The organism is Xanthomarina sp. F2636L, from assembly GCF_026410195.1.
Lineage (GTDB): Bacteria > Bacteroidota > Bacteroidia > Flavobacteriales > Flavobacteriaceae > Xanthomarina.
The window spans coordinates 247656-264736 of record NZ_JAPMLM010000069.1; the positions used below are offsets into that span (position 1 = coordinate 247656).

Here is a 17081-nt window from a genome sequence, read left to right on the forward strand (position 1 = left end):
GGTGTAATTATTTTGTGTACAAAGGTAATTCTTTGTTTTATTTTCTTAATGATTGTTTATAATGTCGTTATCGTTTTCTTCATCTTCTTCCGGAATAATATTGATGGAAGGTTCTTTTAAAACTTCTTTATTGGCAATTCTTCTTTCTAGAGATAATAGTAACGAAGGAAGTAATAATAAATTAGATAGCATAGCAAATAGTAAAGTAGCAGAAACTAAAGCTCCTAAAGCAACAGTGCCACCAAAACTGGAAAAAGTAAAGACTAAAAATCCAAAGAATAACACAATGGATGTATAGAACATACTTACACCAGTTTCACGAAGTGCGCCATAAACCGATTTTTTTATTTTCCAATGATTGGCCTGAAGTTCTTGCCTGTATTTGGCTAAAAAGTGAATGGTATCGTCTACCGAAATCCCGAAAGCAATACTAAACACCAAAATGGTTGAAGGTTTTATAGGCACTCCCAAATAGCCCATCAAACCGGCTGTAATAACCAATGGTAATAAGTTAGGTACCAACGACACGATAATCATTCTAAACGAACGGAACATATAAGCCATAAGCAAGGCAATTAATAAAATGGCCAAAGAAAGGGAAAGTGCTAAGTTTTTAACCAGATATTTGGTTCCTTTTTGAAAAACTAAAGCTTTTCCCGTAATGGTAACCTTGTATTTATCTTCTGGAAAAACCTTATCTATTTTAGACTGAAGGTCGTCTTCAATACGTTCCATTCTATCCGTTCCAATATCCTTCATAAAGGTGGTAATACGCGCATATTGTCCTGTACTATCTACAAAGTTGGATAATAAATCGGTATTGGACGTCGAGTTTTTAGCATAACTAAAAATAAAACTACTCTCTTGCGAGGTCGGCAATTGGTAATATTTAGGATTGCCATTGTAATAAGCTTGTTTGGAATATTTAACAAGACTGACCACAGAAATAGGTTTAGAGAGTTCTGGAGTTTCTAAAATAACTTCCTCCAGTTGGTCCATACGCTTTAAGGTAGCTAATTTCATCACGCCTTTTTTGCGCTTAGTATCTACCACAATTTCAACAGGCATAATGCCGTTAAACTCTTCTTCAAAAAAACGAATGTCTTGGAAAAATTCAGCTTCTTCAGACATGTCCTCTATCAAGCTTCCGGATATTTTTATTTGATAGATGCCGATAATACTAATTACCAGCAGCAGGATAGCCGAAATATAAATAGTAATACGTCTTTGTTTTACCATGCGTTCTATCCAATTGGTAAAACCACCAATCCAGCGCTTGTTTAAATGCTCTAAATGCCTGTCTTTAGGATAAGGTAAAAAGGTGTAAATAATAGGAATTATTAAAATACACAGGATAAAAATAGAGATAATACTTAATGAAGCTACAATTCCAAACTCTTTTAAAAGCGTGCTTTGGGTGAGCATAAAAGTGGCAAACCCTGAAGCTGTAGTTAAGTTAGTTAATAAGGTGGCATTTCCAACTTTAGTAATAACCCGTTGTAAAGATCTTACTTTGTTCCCATGAAGTTTTACCTCATTTTGATATTTATTTATTAAAAAGATACAGTTAGGAATTCCAATAACAATTATTAAAGGAGGTATTAAAGCTGTAAGAACTGTGATCTCATAGTTTAAAAACCCTATAATGCCAAAGGTCCACATAACGCCTATAGAAACCACTAATAAAGAGATAAGGGTTGCTCTAACCGATCTAAAAAAGAAAAAGAAAATTAAAGATGTTACAGTCAGAGCCAAACCAATAAATGTTCCGATTTCGTCAACAATGTTCTGTGCGTTAAGCGTACGTACATAAGGCATTCCAGAAACACGGACATCTAAGCCAGTTGCTACTTCAAAAGCATCCACTTTAGGCATTAAATGATCGAAAACAAAATCTTTCCGTGCAGCTGTGTTTACAATCTCTTTTTTAAGATAGATAGCCGAACGAATGGTTTTAGTGTTTTTGTTAAACAGGAAGTTATCGTAAAAGGGATATTTTTCAAATAAATCTTGCTGTAGTGTATCTAGTTGCGTTAAGCTATGGATTGAATCGGTAATAAAAGGTTCTAGCTTAAAACGCTCGCTTTCTGTATCTTTTATTAATTTCTGAAGATCCTTAATAGATACAACAGCTTCAATTTCATCTAAATTTTTAAAAGACTCAGAGAACTTATTCCAGGCATTGATGTTTTCAACCGTAAACAGCGATGAATCTTTTACTCCAAGAACAATCAGATTTCCTTCTTCCCCAAAAATCTTTAAAAAATCATAATAAACTAAGTTGACCTCATGGTCGTCAGGAAGTAAGTTGGCCTCGGTATAAGTAAAGCGCATGTTTTTCCATTGGGTACTAAAAAGAATAGTAACCAAGACAATAGCAAGAAGGATTGCAATCTTATTTCTAAGAATAATACGTGCAATAACATCCCAAAATCCTTTTGTGAATAATTTAAACATACTTAAAATAAAAACAGGCGCAAAGTTAGGGAAAAGCAATCTATTTGCTCGCTGATTTTAAGTATAATGTCTTGTTAAAATGAATCTTTAAGGAAAAAGTCCTGATATTGAATATGAAATGTTCAAATTGTCTTATTAAAACAGGGTTTTAATAATTTTTTAATTGGAAATACATGGGGAAAAGATAGCGTTCATTGAGGAAAATAGAGGCATAAAAAAAGCGACTTTTTTAAGTCGCTTTTAAAATTATACGGTCATGATTTCTTTTTCCTTGACGTCCATTAAGGAGTCAATTTTAAGAACATATTTATCGGTTAATTTTTGAATGTCTGCTTCAGCATTTTTTTGAAGATCTTCAGAAACATCTGCTTTCTTAATATCGTCGTTAGCATCTTTTCTGGCAGTACGGATACTTATTTTTGCATCTTCGGTTTCAATCTTTGCTTGTTTTACTAAATCGCGTCTGCGCTCTTCTGTTAAAGGTGGTACATTAATAATAATGGTGTCGCCATTATTCATAGGGTTAAACCCTAAATTCGCATACATAATCCCTCTTTCAATTTCTTGAAGCATGTTTTTTTCCCAGGGCTGTACGGTAATGGTTCTTCCATCTGGCGTATTAACATTGGCAACTTGACTTAATGGCGTTTGCGAACCATAATAATCAACCATCACACTTCCTAACATGGCAGGACTTGCTTTTCCAGCTCTAATGTTTACAAATTGTTTTTCTAGATGTTTAATAGCGGCATCCATAGATTCTTTTGCCGAGTCTAAAATAAACTGAATGTCTTCGTTCATCTTTTAAATTTTAATTTTTAAAGGCTATTCAAAAAATAAGCCAAAAGTAAATGTAAGTATTATAAATTAACTTTGGTTCCAATATTTTCACCAGAAACTACTTTTAATAGGTTTCCTTTTTTATTCATATCGAAAACAATAATTGGTAATTCGTTTTCCTGACTTAAAGTAAATGCTGTGGTATCCATGACTTTTAGACCTTTTCTCAACACATCGTCAAAAGTAATATGGTCAAATTTTGTTGCTTTAGAGTCTTTTTCAGGATCTGCATTATAAATGCCATCAACACGTGTGCCTTTTAAAATAACATCAGCTTTAATTTCTATAGCACGTAAAACAGCAGCAGAATCTGTTGTAAAGTAAGGATTTCCTGTACCACCTCCAAAAATAACCACGCGACCTTTTTCCAAATGTCTTAAGGCGCGCCTTCTAATAAAAGGTTCGGCCACTTCTTCAATATGGATGGCAGTCTGTAGTCTGGTTGGCACCTCTGCATCTTCTAGGGCACTTTGTAAAGCCAGTCCGTTAATTACGGTTGCAAGCATGCCCATGTGGTCTCCTTGCACGCGATCCATACCATTACTTGCTCCTGCAACACCCCTAAAAATATTTCCTCCACCAATAACTATAGCAACTTCAAGTCCCAATTCTGTTATTTCCTTGATGTCTTTTGCGTATTCGGCCAATCTTTCAGGATCAATCCCATATTGTCTATTACCCATTAAGGCTTCGCCTGATAATTTTAAGAGAATTCTTTTGTATTTCATGTGTTTTTTAGATGAATATCATTCCTGTTTCAACAGGAATAAAGCGTTTTGCAAAGCTACATAAAATTTTTATTTTTTGAATTTTTAAAAAATGAGATTTTGTAAATAAAAAAACCACTAGCTCTATAAAAGAGTAGTGGTTTGTATTTTAAGCAATTCCTGCTTTCCTTTCTGCCTGCGACAGCCAGGTGATGGAATTTATTATTCTCCTACAGAGACACGTTTAAATCCGGTAACTTCAACATCACCAAAAGATTTAACATATTCCGCAACATTTTGCTTTTCATCTTTAATAAACTTTTGATCTAATAGACATTTTTCTTGATCTAAAGTCGTATTATCAGAAATAAAACGTTCCATTTTTCCTGGAAGAATTTTATCCCAAATTTGTTCTGGTTTTCCTTCAGCTTTAAGTTCAGCTTTTGCAGATTCTTCTGCTTGAGCTAATACTTCAGGAGTTAATTGAGCCATAGAAATATATTGAGGCACATTTTTAAGAGTTTTTCCTAAACGTCCTAATTCAATATTATCTTTTTCTATTACTGCAATTCTTGCTTCAGTTTCTGAGGCTATAAAAGCAGGATCAAAATCTTTATAAGATAATGTGGTTGCTCCCATAGATGCTACTTGCATAGACACGTCTTTTACTAAAGTCTCCGCATTATCTACTTTAGAAGATAAACCAACTAAAGCTGCAATTTTATTAATGTGAACATAAGTTCCTACAAAAGGAGCTTCTAATTTTTCAAAAGCTGTGATTTCTAATTTCTCACCAATAACTCCTGTTTGTTCAATTAATTTCTCAGCAACTGTCATCCCTCCAAAATCAGACGATAAAAAGTCTTCTTTAGAGTTAAAGTTAATTGCTTTTTCAGCAAGGTCGTTAGCAAGCGCTACAAAGTTGTCGTTTTTACCAACAAAATCAGTTTCACAACCTAAAACAATAGCAACACCAACAGTGTTATCATTGTTTATTTTAGAAACAGCAGCACCTTCAGAATTTTCACGATCTGCTCTTTTTTCTGCTACTTTTTGTCCTTTTTTACGTAGAACTTCAATGGCTTTATCAAAATTTCCTTCTGCTTCAACCAATGCTTTTTTGCAGTCCATCATTCCTGCACCTGTAGCTTGTCTTAATTTATTTACTTCTGCTGCTGTAATTTTTACCATAGCTTCCATTTTAATATTTAATATTTAAAAAAGTCGTTTAATCAATTTTCAGTAGAAAAGAATAAACGACTTATTTATTATTGTGTTAATTAATTTTTATTCTTCCTCTTCTTGAGCTGCTGCTTTCTTTTTTGGTGCAGATTTTTTATCAGCTTTAGGTGCATCAGCTTTAGTTGCATCTTTTTCTGCTTTTCTATCTGCTAATCCACCAGCAATAGCATCAGTTACGTAAGTTAAAATTTTGTCGATTGACTTAGAAGCGTCATCGTTTGCAGGAATGACATAATCAACTTGACGTGGGTCTGAGTTGGTATCTACCATAGCAAAGATAGGAATGTTTAATTTTTGTGCTTCTGCAATCGCAATATGTTCACGCTTAATATCGACTACAAATAATGCAGCTGGTAAACGCGTCATGTCGCTAATAGAACCTAAGTTCTTTTCTAATTTAGCACGTTGACGGTCTACTTGTAAACGTTCTTTTTTAGATAAAGAATTGAAAGTACCATCTTTCTTCATTCTATCAATAGTTGCCATTTTTTTAACAGCTTTTCTAATAGTAATAAAGTTTGTTAACATACCACCTGGCCATCTTTCTGTAATGTAAGGCATGTTGATGTTCCCTGCTTTTTCAGCAACAATATCTTTAGCTTGTTTTTTTGTAGCAACAAATAAAATTTTACGTCCAGAAACTGCAATTTTAGCAAGTGCTGCTCCAGCTTCTTCAATTTTAGCTGCTGTTTTGTATAGGTTAATAATATGGATGCCATTACGCTCCATATATACGTAAGGAGCCATGTTTGGATCCCATTTACGCGTAAGGTGACCAAAGTGTACACCTGCTTCAAGTAATTCTTTTACTTCTACTGCCATTTTGTAATAGTTTACGTTCTGTTGAATTAGCAATGATTTAGTGGTTCTTTTGCAAGTCGCCTAAATCATTTAGATGCTAAACTAAATCCTGATGTTCCTTGTTTAGGAATAATCATGGACAACAATAACTGAGTTATTTTTTTGTTTGTTTTCAACAAGATGGAGATACTTATAATAAAGATGTCCCATCCTGTTGAAGATATATTAACGTTTAGAGAATTGAAATTTCTTACGAGCTTTCTTCTGACCGAATTTCTTACGTTCAACCATTCTTGGATCTCTTGTTAATAAACCTTCTGGTTTTAAAGTCAATCTGTTTTCTGGATCTAATTCGCACATAGCACGAGATAACCCTAAACGGATGGCTTCTGCTTGACCTGTAATACCTCCTCCAAATACATTTACTGTAATATCAAAGTTGCCATCATTGTTAGTCAAAACTAAAGGTTGATTTACTTTGTACTGCAAGGTAGCAGTAGGAAAGTAATTAGTTAAGTCTTTTTTATTAATCGTGATGTTTCCTTTTCCTTCGGCAACATACACACGAGCAACAGCCGTCTTTCTACGACCAATTTTGTGAATTACTTCCATGTTATTTGAATTCTTCTAGGTTAATTGTTTTTGGTTTTTGAGCTTCATGAGAATGAGCTGTTCCAACAACAACATTTAAATTACGGAATAAATCGGCACCTAATTTGTTTTTAGGTAACATTCCTTTTACTGATTTCTCTACTAATCTTGCTGGATCTTTTCCAAACATTTCTGTAGCAGATAAACTTCTTTGACCACCTGGATAACCTGTGTGACGAATGTAAGTTTTATCGTCCCATTTGTTTCCTGTTAAGTTGATTTTTTCTGCATTGATAACAATGACGTTATCTCCACAATCAACATGTGGTGTGAAGTTAGGCTTATGTTTACCTCTTAAAAGTTTAGCAACTTTAGATGATAAACGCCCTAGGCTTTGACCATCAGCATCTACTAAAACCCACTGCTTGTTTACAGTAGCTTTGTTAGCTGATATCGTTTTGTAGCTTAATGTGTCCACGTTATTAATTAATTTTTTTATTATGCTTAGGCATAATAGATTAAACATTCCTCTCTTTTAAAGAGTTTGCAAATTTACGATTATATATTTGATTACCAAATAGAGAGGAAAGTTATTTTTGATAACTTTGTTTATATCTTTTTTGCTCTTGATTATATATAAATTTTTCAGATTTTTTTCTGTTTGTTTTTTAGCCTCAAATAAATCTGTATCATAATGGGTCTTTCTCATTTAAGACTCTTTAACAATATTCGTTAATCTTGGGTTAAACCACCCTAATTGCTTGTGTTCAGGCCTCATTAAGCTTATATTAGAAGTAACGAATTGTTAATTAAAATATATAATAAAATGGAAAACTTAAATAGAAAGACCGTTGCTATATTAGCAACCAATGGATTTGAAGAAAGTGAATTAAGAGAACCAAAAAAAGCTTTAGAAGAAGCAGGAGCAGATGTGCACATCGTTTCTTTGGAAGCTGGAAATATAAAGAGCTGGGCAGATGGAAATTGGAGTAATACCTATCAAGTAGATAAAACGATTGACGAAGTTTCGCAAAAGGACTATCATGCTTTAATGTTACCAGGAGGTGTTATAAATCCTGATTTATTAAGAAGAAATGAGAAAGCAGTAGCTTTTGTAAAATCGTTTTTTGAAAACAAGAAACCTGTAGGAGCTATTTGCCATGGACCATGGTTATTAGCAGAAGCAGATGTGTTAAAAGGAAGAAAAGTAACATCTTATAGTTCTATAAAAACAGATATTAAAAATGCAGGTGCCAATTGGGTAGACCAAGAAGTGGTTGTAGATGAAGGCTTAGTAACAAGTCGTTCACCAGAAGATTTGCAAGCCTTTAATTCAAAACTAGTAGAAGAAGTTTATGAAGGTAAGCACGACATGCAAATGGCATAATTTTTAAATAAGTTTAAAATACTAAAGCAGAACTTTAATTAAAGTTCTGCTTTTTTTAATGTTTTATATTCCTATTTAACAATTTAAATTGAAGCTGAAAATAGTCTTTCAATTATAATTTTCTAGAGGTTGGTAATAATTAATTTATAAAAAGCTACATGTAACAGAAAGTTATTATCATATTCATTTACATGTTTGATGTGTAAATAACCTATTTGTTACTAAAAATGAATTTTAAATAAAAAAAGGTTAATTATAACATTCAATAATAAACTATCCAATAGAAAGTTTGGCAGCATCTTTCCACAAATAATGAGGCATTGGTTCTTGAAGTTCCCAATTTATACTCATAGGTTTAGAGCCTCTATAGTCTTTTAATTCGCCTTCCCCAATAAAAACATAACCCAAACTATTTCCATATTCATTTTTTGCTTTTTCTCTGACAAAAAGTAAAATTCGTTTGTTTTGTTCTTTATGTTTGATATAAGATAATCCTTTTCCTAAATCTGGTCTTGCAGAGTTTTGTGTTTGCCAATGAAATAATAACTCATTAACGGCATAATCATCATACATGGTAGTTGGTGAAAAATTTTCTTCTGACTTTATTTTCTTGATGATAAATATTTGTGTTTTAACAATCTAATTATTAGCATTATAATGCTATTTTTAGTACATTTATATGTCAAATTTTATATATTAAAACTCATGTATACGTCTGTAAGTGAAGAAGAAAAGTTAAGACATCCAAATTACCAAATAATGGAATTGCGTGGTGATAAGCTTCAAGCCGAATTGAATTCTTGGTCTCGTGAAGATTTAATTGAGTGGTTAGTTTGGAATGATAGAAATGGTGTTTATAGAGATGAAGATTCTTTAAGAGAATTTGATAATATTTTAGGTAAATCAGAAGCTATTTCTATTATAATTAGACAGATTATAGGTTAGAAACATGATACTTATTGTATGTAGCTAGTGTGTATTAACAGGTTATTTTATAAATCTAATTTGTAAATTTAAATTGAACAATAAATCACCATTTGATTCGTAAATTTTCCCAAACTTATGACGAGTTGAGCTTGCCGTTTCTAGTTTGGTGTTATTTAATAAATAATCTTCAAACTCATTTCTGTTATATATATGATAACACAAAACATCTCCATTTTCTTTTACAATCAAATACCCACCTGTTGTATCATATTGACCTGTCCAAACTTTCGATGGCATCATTCCAAGTGCAACATCAGTTAAGAATCGTTTAATCTTGTACTCGTAAAACTTATGTTCGTTTTCAATGTCAAAGTTCAATGGGTTTTCTTTGGCTGATAGATTAACTAAATCAGTCAAATGTGAAAACTCACTCGTATAGAAATTTAAAACAATTTTAGACAAAATTTCAGGAAGTAGACTATCTATTAAAACAAGATTATTTGAAAATATTTGTCGCTCGGGTTTTAAAAACTCAAATTCTCCACCTCTGTTTTGAATTTGAACGATTCTATCCATTATTTTACTTCTAGTTTCAATTGAATTAATATTTTCAATTTGATTTTCAGTTAAAATTAAACCGATAATTTTGAAAATGAAATTTGTCGTTTCCCCAGCATTGAGTAAAGTAGAAGGGTTTCCGAGTTGAGATTTTATGCTAAACCCAAGAGTTGGTTGCTGATTTGTTCTTTGGTCGTGAACTATAATTGTAATGTCTGTTTTTGCAGAAGAATTTGCTTTTAATGAAATACAATTAATGGATTGCATAAACTCCTCTATTTCAGGGACTGAAAATGTTCTTTCTTTGTTATCTTTAATTGCCCCTAATAGAAATAAAGCTTTTTCTTTAAATTCCGAAATTGGAACTTTCAAGACTTCTTCATTTCCTGAAATTATGATTAACTCATCTTGAATGGAGTATTCAAAATCGCCATTATTTTCTGTGCGAAGTATTTTAATTATGGGATATACTAAACCTTCAAGTTTCTCAATATCTTTGTTTCCAAGAAATAATTGTTTATCACCTAATAATTTGAAGAGAGCATAAATTTCGCTCCATTCACCTTTATTTCCTGTAATCATTTGCCGTTAAGTTTTTCTATTATTTTTTCCGCTGTTGCTTGAATTGCTGGAACAGCAACTGAATTTCCAAATTGTTTATATGCTTGTGCGTCAGAAACTACGATTTTAAAACTGTCGGGAAAACCTTGAAGTCTTGCCCATTCTCGAGGGGTCATTTTTCTTATTCCTTCTCGATTAACTTCTCCCTTAATATGAGTTACAGGTACAAAGTTAGTTAATCTATAATCTAATACTAAATTCCTTTCTCTACCCATTCCTCCACAGACTACTGCGTTAGCAGTTCCATCATTTGGAATAATTTCGTAACCAAAACCATTACCTTTGCTGGCGTGTCTAGCTTTGTGATTTCGTAATGTGTTTATGTAAGTTTCCGATAGATAATATTTTACTGAAACTGTTTCAGTTTCTAGAATACTTTGAAGTGTTACTTTTTTCTTAATCGGTTTTGGGTATTCAAATTCTGTAATATTTAAATCTTTTCTAAAACCAACGATAAAAATTCGCTCTCTATTTTGGGGAACCCCAAATTCCTTTGCATTTATTATTTGTGGTTCTGGTACAAAATATCCTAAATCTTCTCGTAAAACATTTAGAATTGTTGCTAAAGTCTTTCCTTTGTCGTGACTTCTTAAACCTTTTACATTTTCTAGAAAAATTGCTTTTGGTTTCTTCTTTTTTATTATTTCTGCAACATCAAAAAACAATGTACCTCTAGTGTCCTCAAAGCCACCACGTTTTCCAGCAATTGAAAAAGCTTGGCAAGGAAATCCCGCACATAAAACATCAAATTCATCAGGAATATAGTTTTTAGTTACAGGTTTGGTTATATCTCCAAAAGGTACTTCACCAAAATTTGCTTTGTAGGTTAACTTTGAATATTTATCCCATTCGCTTGTAAATACGCATTTACCCTTAAGGTTTTGAAATGCTAATCTAAATCCACCAATTCCAGCAAAAAGGTCAATAAATTTAAAATCAGGTTTTTCGGGAGCAGGAAAAGGTATCTCTTCTTGTTGAAAAATTAAATATTGAAGTGCTTCTTCTGCTGCTATGTTAGATATTGTGGTATCAGGAAATTTATACTTAAATAAATTTTTCACGTGCTCTAATGCATCAGGCTTATAGAATTTAGAAACTCCATTTTTTTGATTATGTAAATAATGTGTAAAGGCAGCTTCTGTATCTTTTTTAGATTCTACAAGTCTGATTTTGAATTTTTTATCTTCAAAATTTTCAATTGATATTTTTTCTTCTAAAGCCACTTATATTGTCTGTAAGTTAAGAACGCAAGTTATGAAAAAATTGTGATTGAAGGCATTCAATGAAATTGCATCGTTATACTGAAATTTAATTCTGTTCATTCCTAATGCGCCTCCAACCAATTATCACCAACATCTAAATCCACATCCAAAGGCACCTGCAGTTTAAAAGCGTTTTCCATTTCGGTTTTAATCAGCGTTTTCATGTCCTCTAATTCTGGTTTATACACATCAAAAACCAATTCATCATGCACCTGTAAAAGCATTTTGGTTTTATAATTCCCAGCCTCTAGTTTGTTGTGAATATGTATCATGGCAATTTTAATAATGTCTGCTGCACTACCTTGTATAGGTGCATTGACGGCGTTTCGCTCTGCAGCACCTCTTACTACTGCATTTCTGGAATTGATGTCCTTTAAATACCTGCGTCTTCCCAAAACAGTTTGCACATACCCATGATCACGAGCAAAATCTACTTGTTTTCCAATATAACTTTTCAGTTTCGGATAGGTTTCGTAATAGGTGTCAATCAGTTCTTTAGCTTCCCCTCTGGACAAATCGGTTTGATTGCTTAATCCAAAAGCAGACACGCCATAAATAATTCCAAAGTTTACGGTTTTGGCATTACTACGTTGTTCTCTAGTGACTTCGTTAATAGGAACTCCAAAAACCTTAGAAGCTGTAGAAGCATGAATATCTTCTCCGTTTTTAAAGGCTTCTATCATGGTTTCTTCTTGACTTAAGGCTGCAATAACACGTAATTCAATTTGCGAATAATCGGCAGCCAATAAGGTGTAATCTTCATTTCTTGGAACAAAAGCTTTTCTAACTTGTCGGCCTCGTTCAGTTCTAATAGGAATATTCTGTAAATTCGGATTGTTACTACTTAAACGTCCTGTGGCAGCAACAGTTTGCATATAATCTGTGTGTACACGCCCAGTGGTAGGCTCTACCTGTAATGGTAACGCATCTATATAGGTGCTTTTTAGTTTGGCCAAGCCACGATATTCTAAAATGTGTTTAATAATTTCATGGTCTTTGGCCAGGTAAGATAAAATATCTTCGGAAGTGGCATATTGTCCCGTTTTGGTTTTTTTAGGTTTATCAACCAATTTCAATTTATCGAATAAAATGTCTCCCAATTGTTTTGGAGAAGCAATATTAAATTCCTCACCGGCTTCTTTATAAATATGTGTTTCTAAAGATTGAATATCACTATCTAATTGTTCTGAAAGTGAATTTAAAAATGTGGTATCCAAATTAATGCCTTCCAATTCCATGTCTGCCAACACGCGAAGCAACGGAATTTCTATCTCATCAAATAATTTTTGGGTATTGGCCTCACCTAATTCTTTGGTAAAATGCTCTTTTAACTGAAGCGTGATGTCGGCATCTTCCACAGCATACTCGGTTTGTTTTTCCAAGGGAACATCTCTCATCGATAGCTGGTTTTTTCCTTTTTTACCTAGTAATTCAGTGATGGAAATTGGGGTATAATTTAAATACGTTTCAGCCAATACGTCCATATTATGTCGCATATCTGGATTGATGAGATAATGAGCTAACATGGTATCAAACAGTTTGCCTTTGACCTTAATATCGTATTTTCTTAAAACTTTTATATCGTATTTTAAATTCTGTCCTACTTTTTCAATATTCTCGGCTTCAAAAAACGGACGTAATTGCTCAATAAGGTCTTGTGCTTCGGTTTTGTTTTCTGGAAATGGTAAGTAAAACCCTTTGCCAATGTCCCATGAAAAAGCAATTCCAACCAATTCAGCTTCTAACGGATTTAAACTGGTAGTTTCCGTATCAAAACACACAGAAGTTTGATTCATTAAATTTTTAATGAAGAGGGTTGTCGCCATGCCTGCTGCCACACTTTGATAAAAGTGCGAGCTAGTTTCAATAGTTTTTCTAGAATGCTCTGAAACCGTGTCGCTTGCTGAAGGTTCCCCACCACCAAATAATGAAAACTGACCAGCTCCTGCCGATTTATCCTCTTTTGGAGTGGTTTTAGGTGCTTCTTTTTTTTCAGTTGTTTGAGCTGCTTGAGTGGCGTCTGCCGAAAAGGTTTTTAAAAAATTATCAATCAGACGTCTAAATTCTAATTCTTGAAAGATTTCTGTCACCTTTGGAATATCCGGCTCCGACATTTCAAAATCTTTGGCATCAAATTCTACAGGAACATCTAGCATAATGGTTGCTAATTGTTTAGATAACAAGCCTAATTCGCCATTTGCCTCAACCTTCTCTTTCATTTTTCCTTTAAGCTGATCGGTATTGGCCAGTAAACCCTCCATGCTGCCAAACTGATTGATAAACTTTTTTGCTGTTTTTTCTCCAACTCCAGGAAGACCAGGAATATTATCGGATGCATCTCCCATCATGCCTAGAAAATCAATGACTTGTAACGGATCTGTAACTTCAAATTTTTTCTGAACTTCAGGGATACCCCAGGTTTCGTAGCCACCTCCAAAAATAGGTCTGTACATAAAAATATTCTCAGAAACTAGTTGCGCAAAATCTTTGTCAGGGGTTACCATATAGGTTTGATAGCCTTCTTTTTCAGCTTTTTTAGCAAGAGTTCCAATAACATCATCGGCTTCGTAACCTTCTTTGACCATAATTGGAATATGCATGGCTTTTAAAATCTCATAAATATATGGAACAGCCGTTTTTATGCCTTCTGGTGTTTCGTCTCTGTTGGCTTTATAGGCTTCAAATAGTTCGACTCTGTCAGTACTTCCTCCTTTATCAAAACAAACCGCTAGGTGGTCTGGTCTCTCACGTTTAATAACATCTAGTAGAGAATTCATAAACCCCATAATGGCTGAGGTATCTTCTCCTTTGGAGTTGATTCTTGGGTTTTTTATAAAGGCGTAATAGCCACGAAAAATTAAGGCGTAAGCATCTACTAAAAAAAGTCGTTTTTGATCGGACATGGTGTAAATTTTGAAAGGATTTCAAAGCTACGAAAAAGTTATTAGACCGATATGTTTTTTAATAAGCACAGGTGAATTTTTTTTAAACAGATTCATCTTGAAATAGATCTGACCTGGCAAATGGTTTTTTGGTAACGGTTATAGCTATTTTAAGAAGGGTCAACTTTATTGGCAGTTCTTAGGTAGTTCGTAGATAGTCCGTAGATGGTCCGTACATAGTCCGTACATAGTCCGTGTCAAAGCTCAGCCTCTTTTAGTGAAAAAGGGTGTTAAAGACAAAGTCTGAACAGGGAGTTTGAAATTACCATATGAAGCGTTAACATACAAGCAAAACTTAAAGGAGAAACTTTCCCTATTAAATCCCTAATAAGTAAAAATCAAATCCACATGGTATTCCTAAACCTCTTTTGTGTCTTTCTAATACCTTTCCTATGCCTTTCCCATACCTTTCCTATACCTTCCCTATACCTTTCCTATGGTAGCAAGCGTTTTTTCCTACAAAATGAATTCACATAATCTAAAGTGTTAAAATTCGTGAAATTTAGGATAAATTTGACTGCGTAGTGACTTTGTGATGACCTCGTAAATAGTTCGTATGGAATTTAAAGCTAATATATTGTCTTTTTAAATAGAGTCCTGCTTACTTTCAAATGCAAAACGTATCTTTGAAACTCAAAAAATAGATGTATGAATACATTTTCAATAGCCATCCATGGAGGTGCAGGAACTTTAGTAAAAGGCATGATGACACCAGAACTTGAAACCCAATATAGACAAGCCTTAAAAGAGGCTCTAGATAAGGGGTATGTTGTTTTAGAAAATGGAGGTAAAGCCACCGATGCTGTGGAAACAGCTGTTAAAATACTTGAAGATTCTCATTTGTTTAATGCGGGAAAAGGTGCTGTGTTTACAGCTACAGAATCTCATGAAATGGATGCGAGTATCATGGATGGAAAAACCTTAAATGCGGGAGCCGTTTCATTAATAACTGGAATTAAAAATCCAGTGAGTTTGGCCAAAGATGTCATGGAAAAGAGCGAACATGTATTCTTAGCTGGTGATGGAGCCATGCAGTTTGCAAAAGAATTAAACTATAAATTAGAAGACCCTTCGTATTTCTATGATGAGTTTAGACATAAACAATGGCTGGAAATAAAAGATACAGATAGTTTTCAGTTGGATCACTCAACAAAAAAGGATTCAAAATTTGGAACCGTTGGAGCCGTGGCCTGCGATAAAGATGGCAATATTGCTGCAGCTACTTCTACAGGAGGGATGACCAATAAAAAATGGGGAAGAGTAGGCGATTCACCTATGGTTGGAGCTGGAAATTATGCCAATAATAAAACCTGTGCTATTTCCTGTACTGGAAGTGGGGAGTTTTTTATTCGCGGTGTGGTAGCTTACGATGTGGCTTGCTTAATGGAACACAAAAACATGTCTTTAAAAGACGCTTCAAATGAAGTGATAAACAAACGCATTTTGGAATTAGGTGGAGATGGTGGCTTGGTAGCTATAGATGCCAAAGGGAATATAGCCATGCCATTCAATACAGAAGGGATGTATCGAGCTAGTAAATCTTCAAGTGGAAAAGAAGAGGTTTCTATATATAAGTAAAAGAGGTATTAGTGCGCGTATTGTTTAGTAGAAAAACAATCACTTCAGTCCTTAAGTTGTTCCTTTTTTCGGCTCCTCCCTTTAGTTAAAGGGAGGTGGCTAGCCCGAATATAGGATGGATAGACGGAGGGTTTGTTTATTTACTTTGAAATTTGAATTTTCAATTTCTACCTAAAAATTCAGCGAATCTAAGAGAGTTTCCACGTAATAATTTCCTAGATAAAATCAGCCTCAATAGGCAATACACCAACTTTTCTTTCAGTAATATAATATCTGTCCCCGTTAGAAAGCACATGAACCCTTAAATTAGCTATGGTCATGGGTGTTCCTTCATCTAAAACTTTTTCATTGTTATGGGTAATTTTGCTACCATCAAAAACAATCACCATTCCAGAACCAATCACTAAACACTTTCCGTTTTTAATAATCATTCCAGTGTCTTCGGCTAATCCGAAACCAAGAAGATTTGGGAATTTTGCTACGGCTTCAGATACACGTCCAAATCTACCACGTTGAATAAAATGTGTGTCTATAATAAGTTCAGGAACCAAGCCTAACCCTTTGTACATAGTTACAGCTCCTTTTACAAAAGCGTCTGTTGCACTACCCCCGGCAATCATTTCTGAAGTCATGGCCATGGCTCCGGCACTAGTACCTGCAATAACAAATCCAACTTCATTTTGGTAACGATCTAACATGATTTTATGAATGGTAGTCCCTCCAATTTTATTGGTAATTTTAGATTGGTCACCTCCTGAAAACATGATGCAGTTGGCGTTTTTTATTAAATCTATTGAAGCTTGTTTTTCTGCATCTTCTTTGCTTCTAATGTCTAGAACAGTCACATTTTCACAACCTAAGGTAGAAAAAGCAGACAAGTAATTTTCACCCACTTCAACTGGAATACTCGATGCCGTTGGAATAACGACTATATTGGCGTCTTTCCCACCAGCTTGCTGCTTTACGTGGTATAAAATACCTTCATCTATAAATTCTAAGGTGTGTTTTTCATCACTACACATACCTTTATCTTCATTTCCTCCAATGGGAATAAGTGTTCCTTTTATTTCTGATTGACTCATATTCTGCTATTAATTTTCAGATGCAAAAATAAACTTATTTGCTTAAAAAAATCAAAATATCATTTTTATTGCTAACTTTTATGCTT

General features: G+C 33.8%; 15 protein-coding genes. 3 read left to right on the forward strand and 12 right to left on the reverse strand.

Annotated features, from left to right (window positions below; translation table 11 throughout):
- Positions 1 to 45: 45 nt before the first annotated feature.
- The 7 genes from OS191_RS12275 to rplM all read right to left on the reverse strand — a co-directional run bounded on the left by OS191_RS12275 (position 46) and on the right by rplM (position 7116).
- Positions 46 to 2457, reverse strand: a complete 2412-nt coding sequence (locus OS191_RS12275; protein WP_267156007.1) for an efflux RND transporter permease subunit — start codon at positions 2455 to 2457, stop codon at positions 46 to 48.
- 246 nt (positions 2458 to 2703) lie between these two features.
- A complete protein-coding gene (gene frr, locus OS191_RS12280) occupies positions 2704 to 3258 on the reverse strand; it encodes a ribosome recycling factor (protein WP_267156008.1) in 555 nt (184 codons plus the stop codon).
- A 59-nt stretch (positions 3259 to 3317) separates the two neighbouring features.
- Positions 3318 to 4025 carry a UMP kinase gene (gene pyrH / locus OS191_RS12285; protein WP_267156009.1) on the reverse strand — a complete coding sequence of 236 codons (708 nt, stop codon included), beginning with the start codon at positions 4023 to 4025 and terminating at the stop codon, positions 3318 to 3320.
- Positions 4026 to 4226: 201 nt separating this feature from the next.
- On the reverse strand, positions 4227 to 5195 hold the full coding sequence (tsf, locus tag OS191_RS12290) for a translation elongation factor Ts (RefSeq protein WP_267156010.1): 969 nt from the start codon (positions 5193 to 5195) through the stop codon (positions 4227 to 4229).
- A gap of 96 nt (positions 5196 to 5291) precedes the next feature.
- Positions 5292 to 6068 (reverse strand): 30S ribosomal protein S2, encoded by a 777-nt coding sequence (gene rpsB / locus OS191_RS12295; protein WP_267156011.1) that lies wholly within the window; start codon positions 6066 to 6068, stop codon positions 5292 to 5294.
- Between the two features lie 204 nt (positions 6069 to 6272).
- Positions 6273 to 6659, reverse strand: a complete 387-nt coding sequence (gene rpsI / locus OS191_RS12300; protein ID WP_267156012.1) for a 30S ribosomal protein S9 — start codon at positions 6657 to 6659, stop codon at positions 6273 to 6275.
- Position 6660: 1 nt separating this feature from the next.
- Positions 6661 to 7116, reverse strand: a complete 456-nt coding sequence (gene rplM / locus OS191_RS12305; protein ID WP_267156013.1) for a 50S ribosomal protein L13 — start codon at positions 7114 to 7116, stop codon at positions 6661 to 6663.
- A gap of 348 nt (positions 7117 to 7464) precedes the next feature.
- On the opposite strand from rplM, the gene OS191_RS12310 reads away from it, so the two are divergent.
- Positions 7465 to 8025, forward strand: a complete 561-nt coding sequence (locus OS191_RS12310; protein WP_267156014.1) for a type 1 glutamine amidotransferase domain-containing protein — start codon at positions 7465 to 7467, stop codon at positions 8023 to 8025.
- 273 nt (positions 8026 to 8298) lie between these two features.
- On the opposite strand, the gene OS191_RS12315 is transcribed toward OS191_RS12310, so the two are convergent.
- Positions 8299 to 8664: a DUF3427 domain-containing protein gene (locus OS191_RS12315; RefSeq protein ID WP_323370138.1), complete on the reverse strand. Its 366-nt coding sequence runs from the start codon at positions 8662 to 8664 to the stop codon at positions 8299 to 8301.
- 66 nt (positions 8665 to 8730) lie between these two features.
- Here OS191_RS12315 and OS191_RS12320 point away from each other — a divergent pair, with 66 nt between their 5' ends.
- On the forward strand, positions 8731 to 8970 hold the full coding sequence (locus OS191_RS12320) for a hypothetical protein (protein ID WP_267156015.1): 240 nt from the start codon (positions 8731 to 8733) through the stop codon (positions 8968 to 8970).
- 42 nt (positions 8971 to 9012) lie between these two features.
- Here the strand turns inward: OS191_RS12320 and OS191_RS12325 are convergent, their stop codons facing one another.
- The 3 genes from OS191_RS12325 to polA form a co-directional block, all read right to left on the reverse strand.
- Entirely contained in the window at positions 9013 to 10092 is a 1080-nt protein-coding gene (locus OS191_RS12325; RefSeq protein ID WP_267156016.1) for an HpaII family restriction endonuclease, read from the reverse strand.
- A complete protein-coding gene (locus OS191_RS12330) occupies positions 10089 to 11354 on the reverse strand; it encodes a DNA cytosine methyltransferase (RefSeq protein WP_267156017.1) in 1266 nt (421 codons plus the stop codon). The genes OS191_RS12325 and OS191_RS12330 overlap by 4 nt, the downstream gene beginning before the upstream one ends.
- Positions 11355 to 11455: 101 nt before the next feature.
- Positions 11456 to 14296: a DNA polymerase I gene (gene polA / locus OS191_RS12335; RefSeq protein ID WP_267156018.1), complete on the reverse strand. Its 2841-nt coding sequence runs from the start codon at positions 14294 to 14296 to the stop codon at positions 11456 to 11458.
- Positions 14297 to 14983: 687 nt separating this feature from the next.
- Here polA and OS191_RS12340 point away from each other — a divergent pair.
- The gene (locus tag OS191_RS12340) at positions 14984 to 15913 is read left to right on the forward strand and encodes an isoaspartyl peptidase/L-asparaginase family protein (RefSeq protein WP_267156019.1); all 930 of its coding nucleotides are present in this window, start codon (positions 14984 to 14986) and stop codon (positions 15911 to 15913) included.
- A 215-nt stretch (positions 15914 to 16128) separates the two neighbouring features.
- Here the strand turns inward: OS191_RS12340 and OS191_RS12345 are convergent, their stop codons facing one another.
- Positions 16129 to 16995: a cyanophycinase gene (locus OS191_RS12345; protein WP_267156020.1), complete on the reverse strand. Its 867-nt coding sequence runs from the start codon at positions 16993 to 16995 to the stop codon at positions 16129 to 16131.
- Positions 16996 to 17081: the final 86 nt, after the last annotated feature.

Excerpts from the sequence above, each read along its gene's own strand:
- OS191_RS12340 (WP_267156019.1), top strand. The coding sequence starts at position 14,984 with ATGAATACATTTTCAATAGCCATCCATGGAGGTGCAGGAACTTTAGTA.
- OS191_RS12345 (WP_267156020.1), bottom strand. The coding sequence starts at position 16,995 with ATGAGTCAATCAGAAATAAAAGGAACACTTATTCCCATTGGAGGAAAT.
- rpsI (WP_267156012.1), bottom strand. The coding sequence starts at position 6,659 with ATGGAAGTAATTCACAAAATTGGTCGTAGAAAGACGGCTGTTGCTCGT.
- OS191_RS12310 (WP_267156014.1), top strand. The coding sequence starts at position 7,465 with ATGGAAAACTTAAATAGAAAGACCGTTGCTATATTAGCAACCAATGGA.
- polA (WP_267156018.1), bottom strand. The coding sequence starts at position 14,296 with ATGTCCGATCAAAAACGACTTTTTTTAGTAGATGCTTACGCCTTAATT.
- pyrH (WP_267156009.1), bottom strand. The coding sequence starts at position 4,025 with ATGAAATACAAAAGAATTCTCTTAAAATTATCAGGCGAAGCCTTAATG.
- OS191_RS12325 (WP_267156016.1), bottom strand. The coding sequence starts at position 10,092 with ATGATTACAGGAAATAAAGGTGAATGGAGCGAAATTTATGCTCTCTTC.
- rpsB (WP_267156011.1), bottom strand. The coding sequence starts at position 6,068 with ATGGCAGTAGAAGTAAAAGAATTACTTGAAGCAGGTGTACACTTTGGT.
- frr (WP_267156008.1), bottom strand. The coding sequence starts at position 3,258 with ATGAACGAAGACATTCAGTTTATTTTAGACTCGGCAAAAGAATCTATG.
- tsf (WP_267156010.1), bottom strand. The coding sequence starts at position 5,195 with ATGGTAAAAATTACAGCAGCAGAAGTAAATAAATTAAGACAAGCTACA.
- OS191_RS12320 (WP_267156015.1), top strand. The coding sequence starts at position 8,731 with ATGTATACGTCTGTAAGTGAAGAAGAAAAGTTAAGACATCCAAATTAC.
- OS191_RS12275 (WP_267156007.1), bottom strand. The coding sequence starts at position 2,457 with ATGTTTAAATTATTCACAAAAGGATTTTGGGATGTTATTGCACGTATT.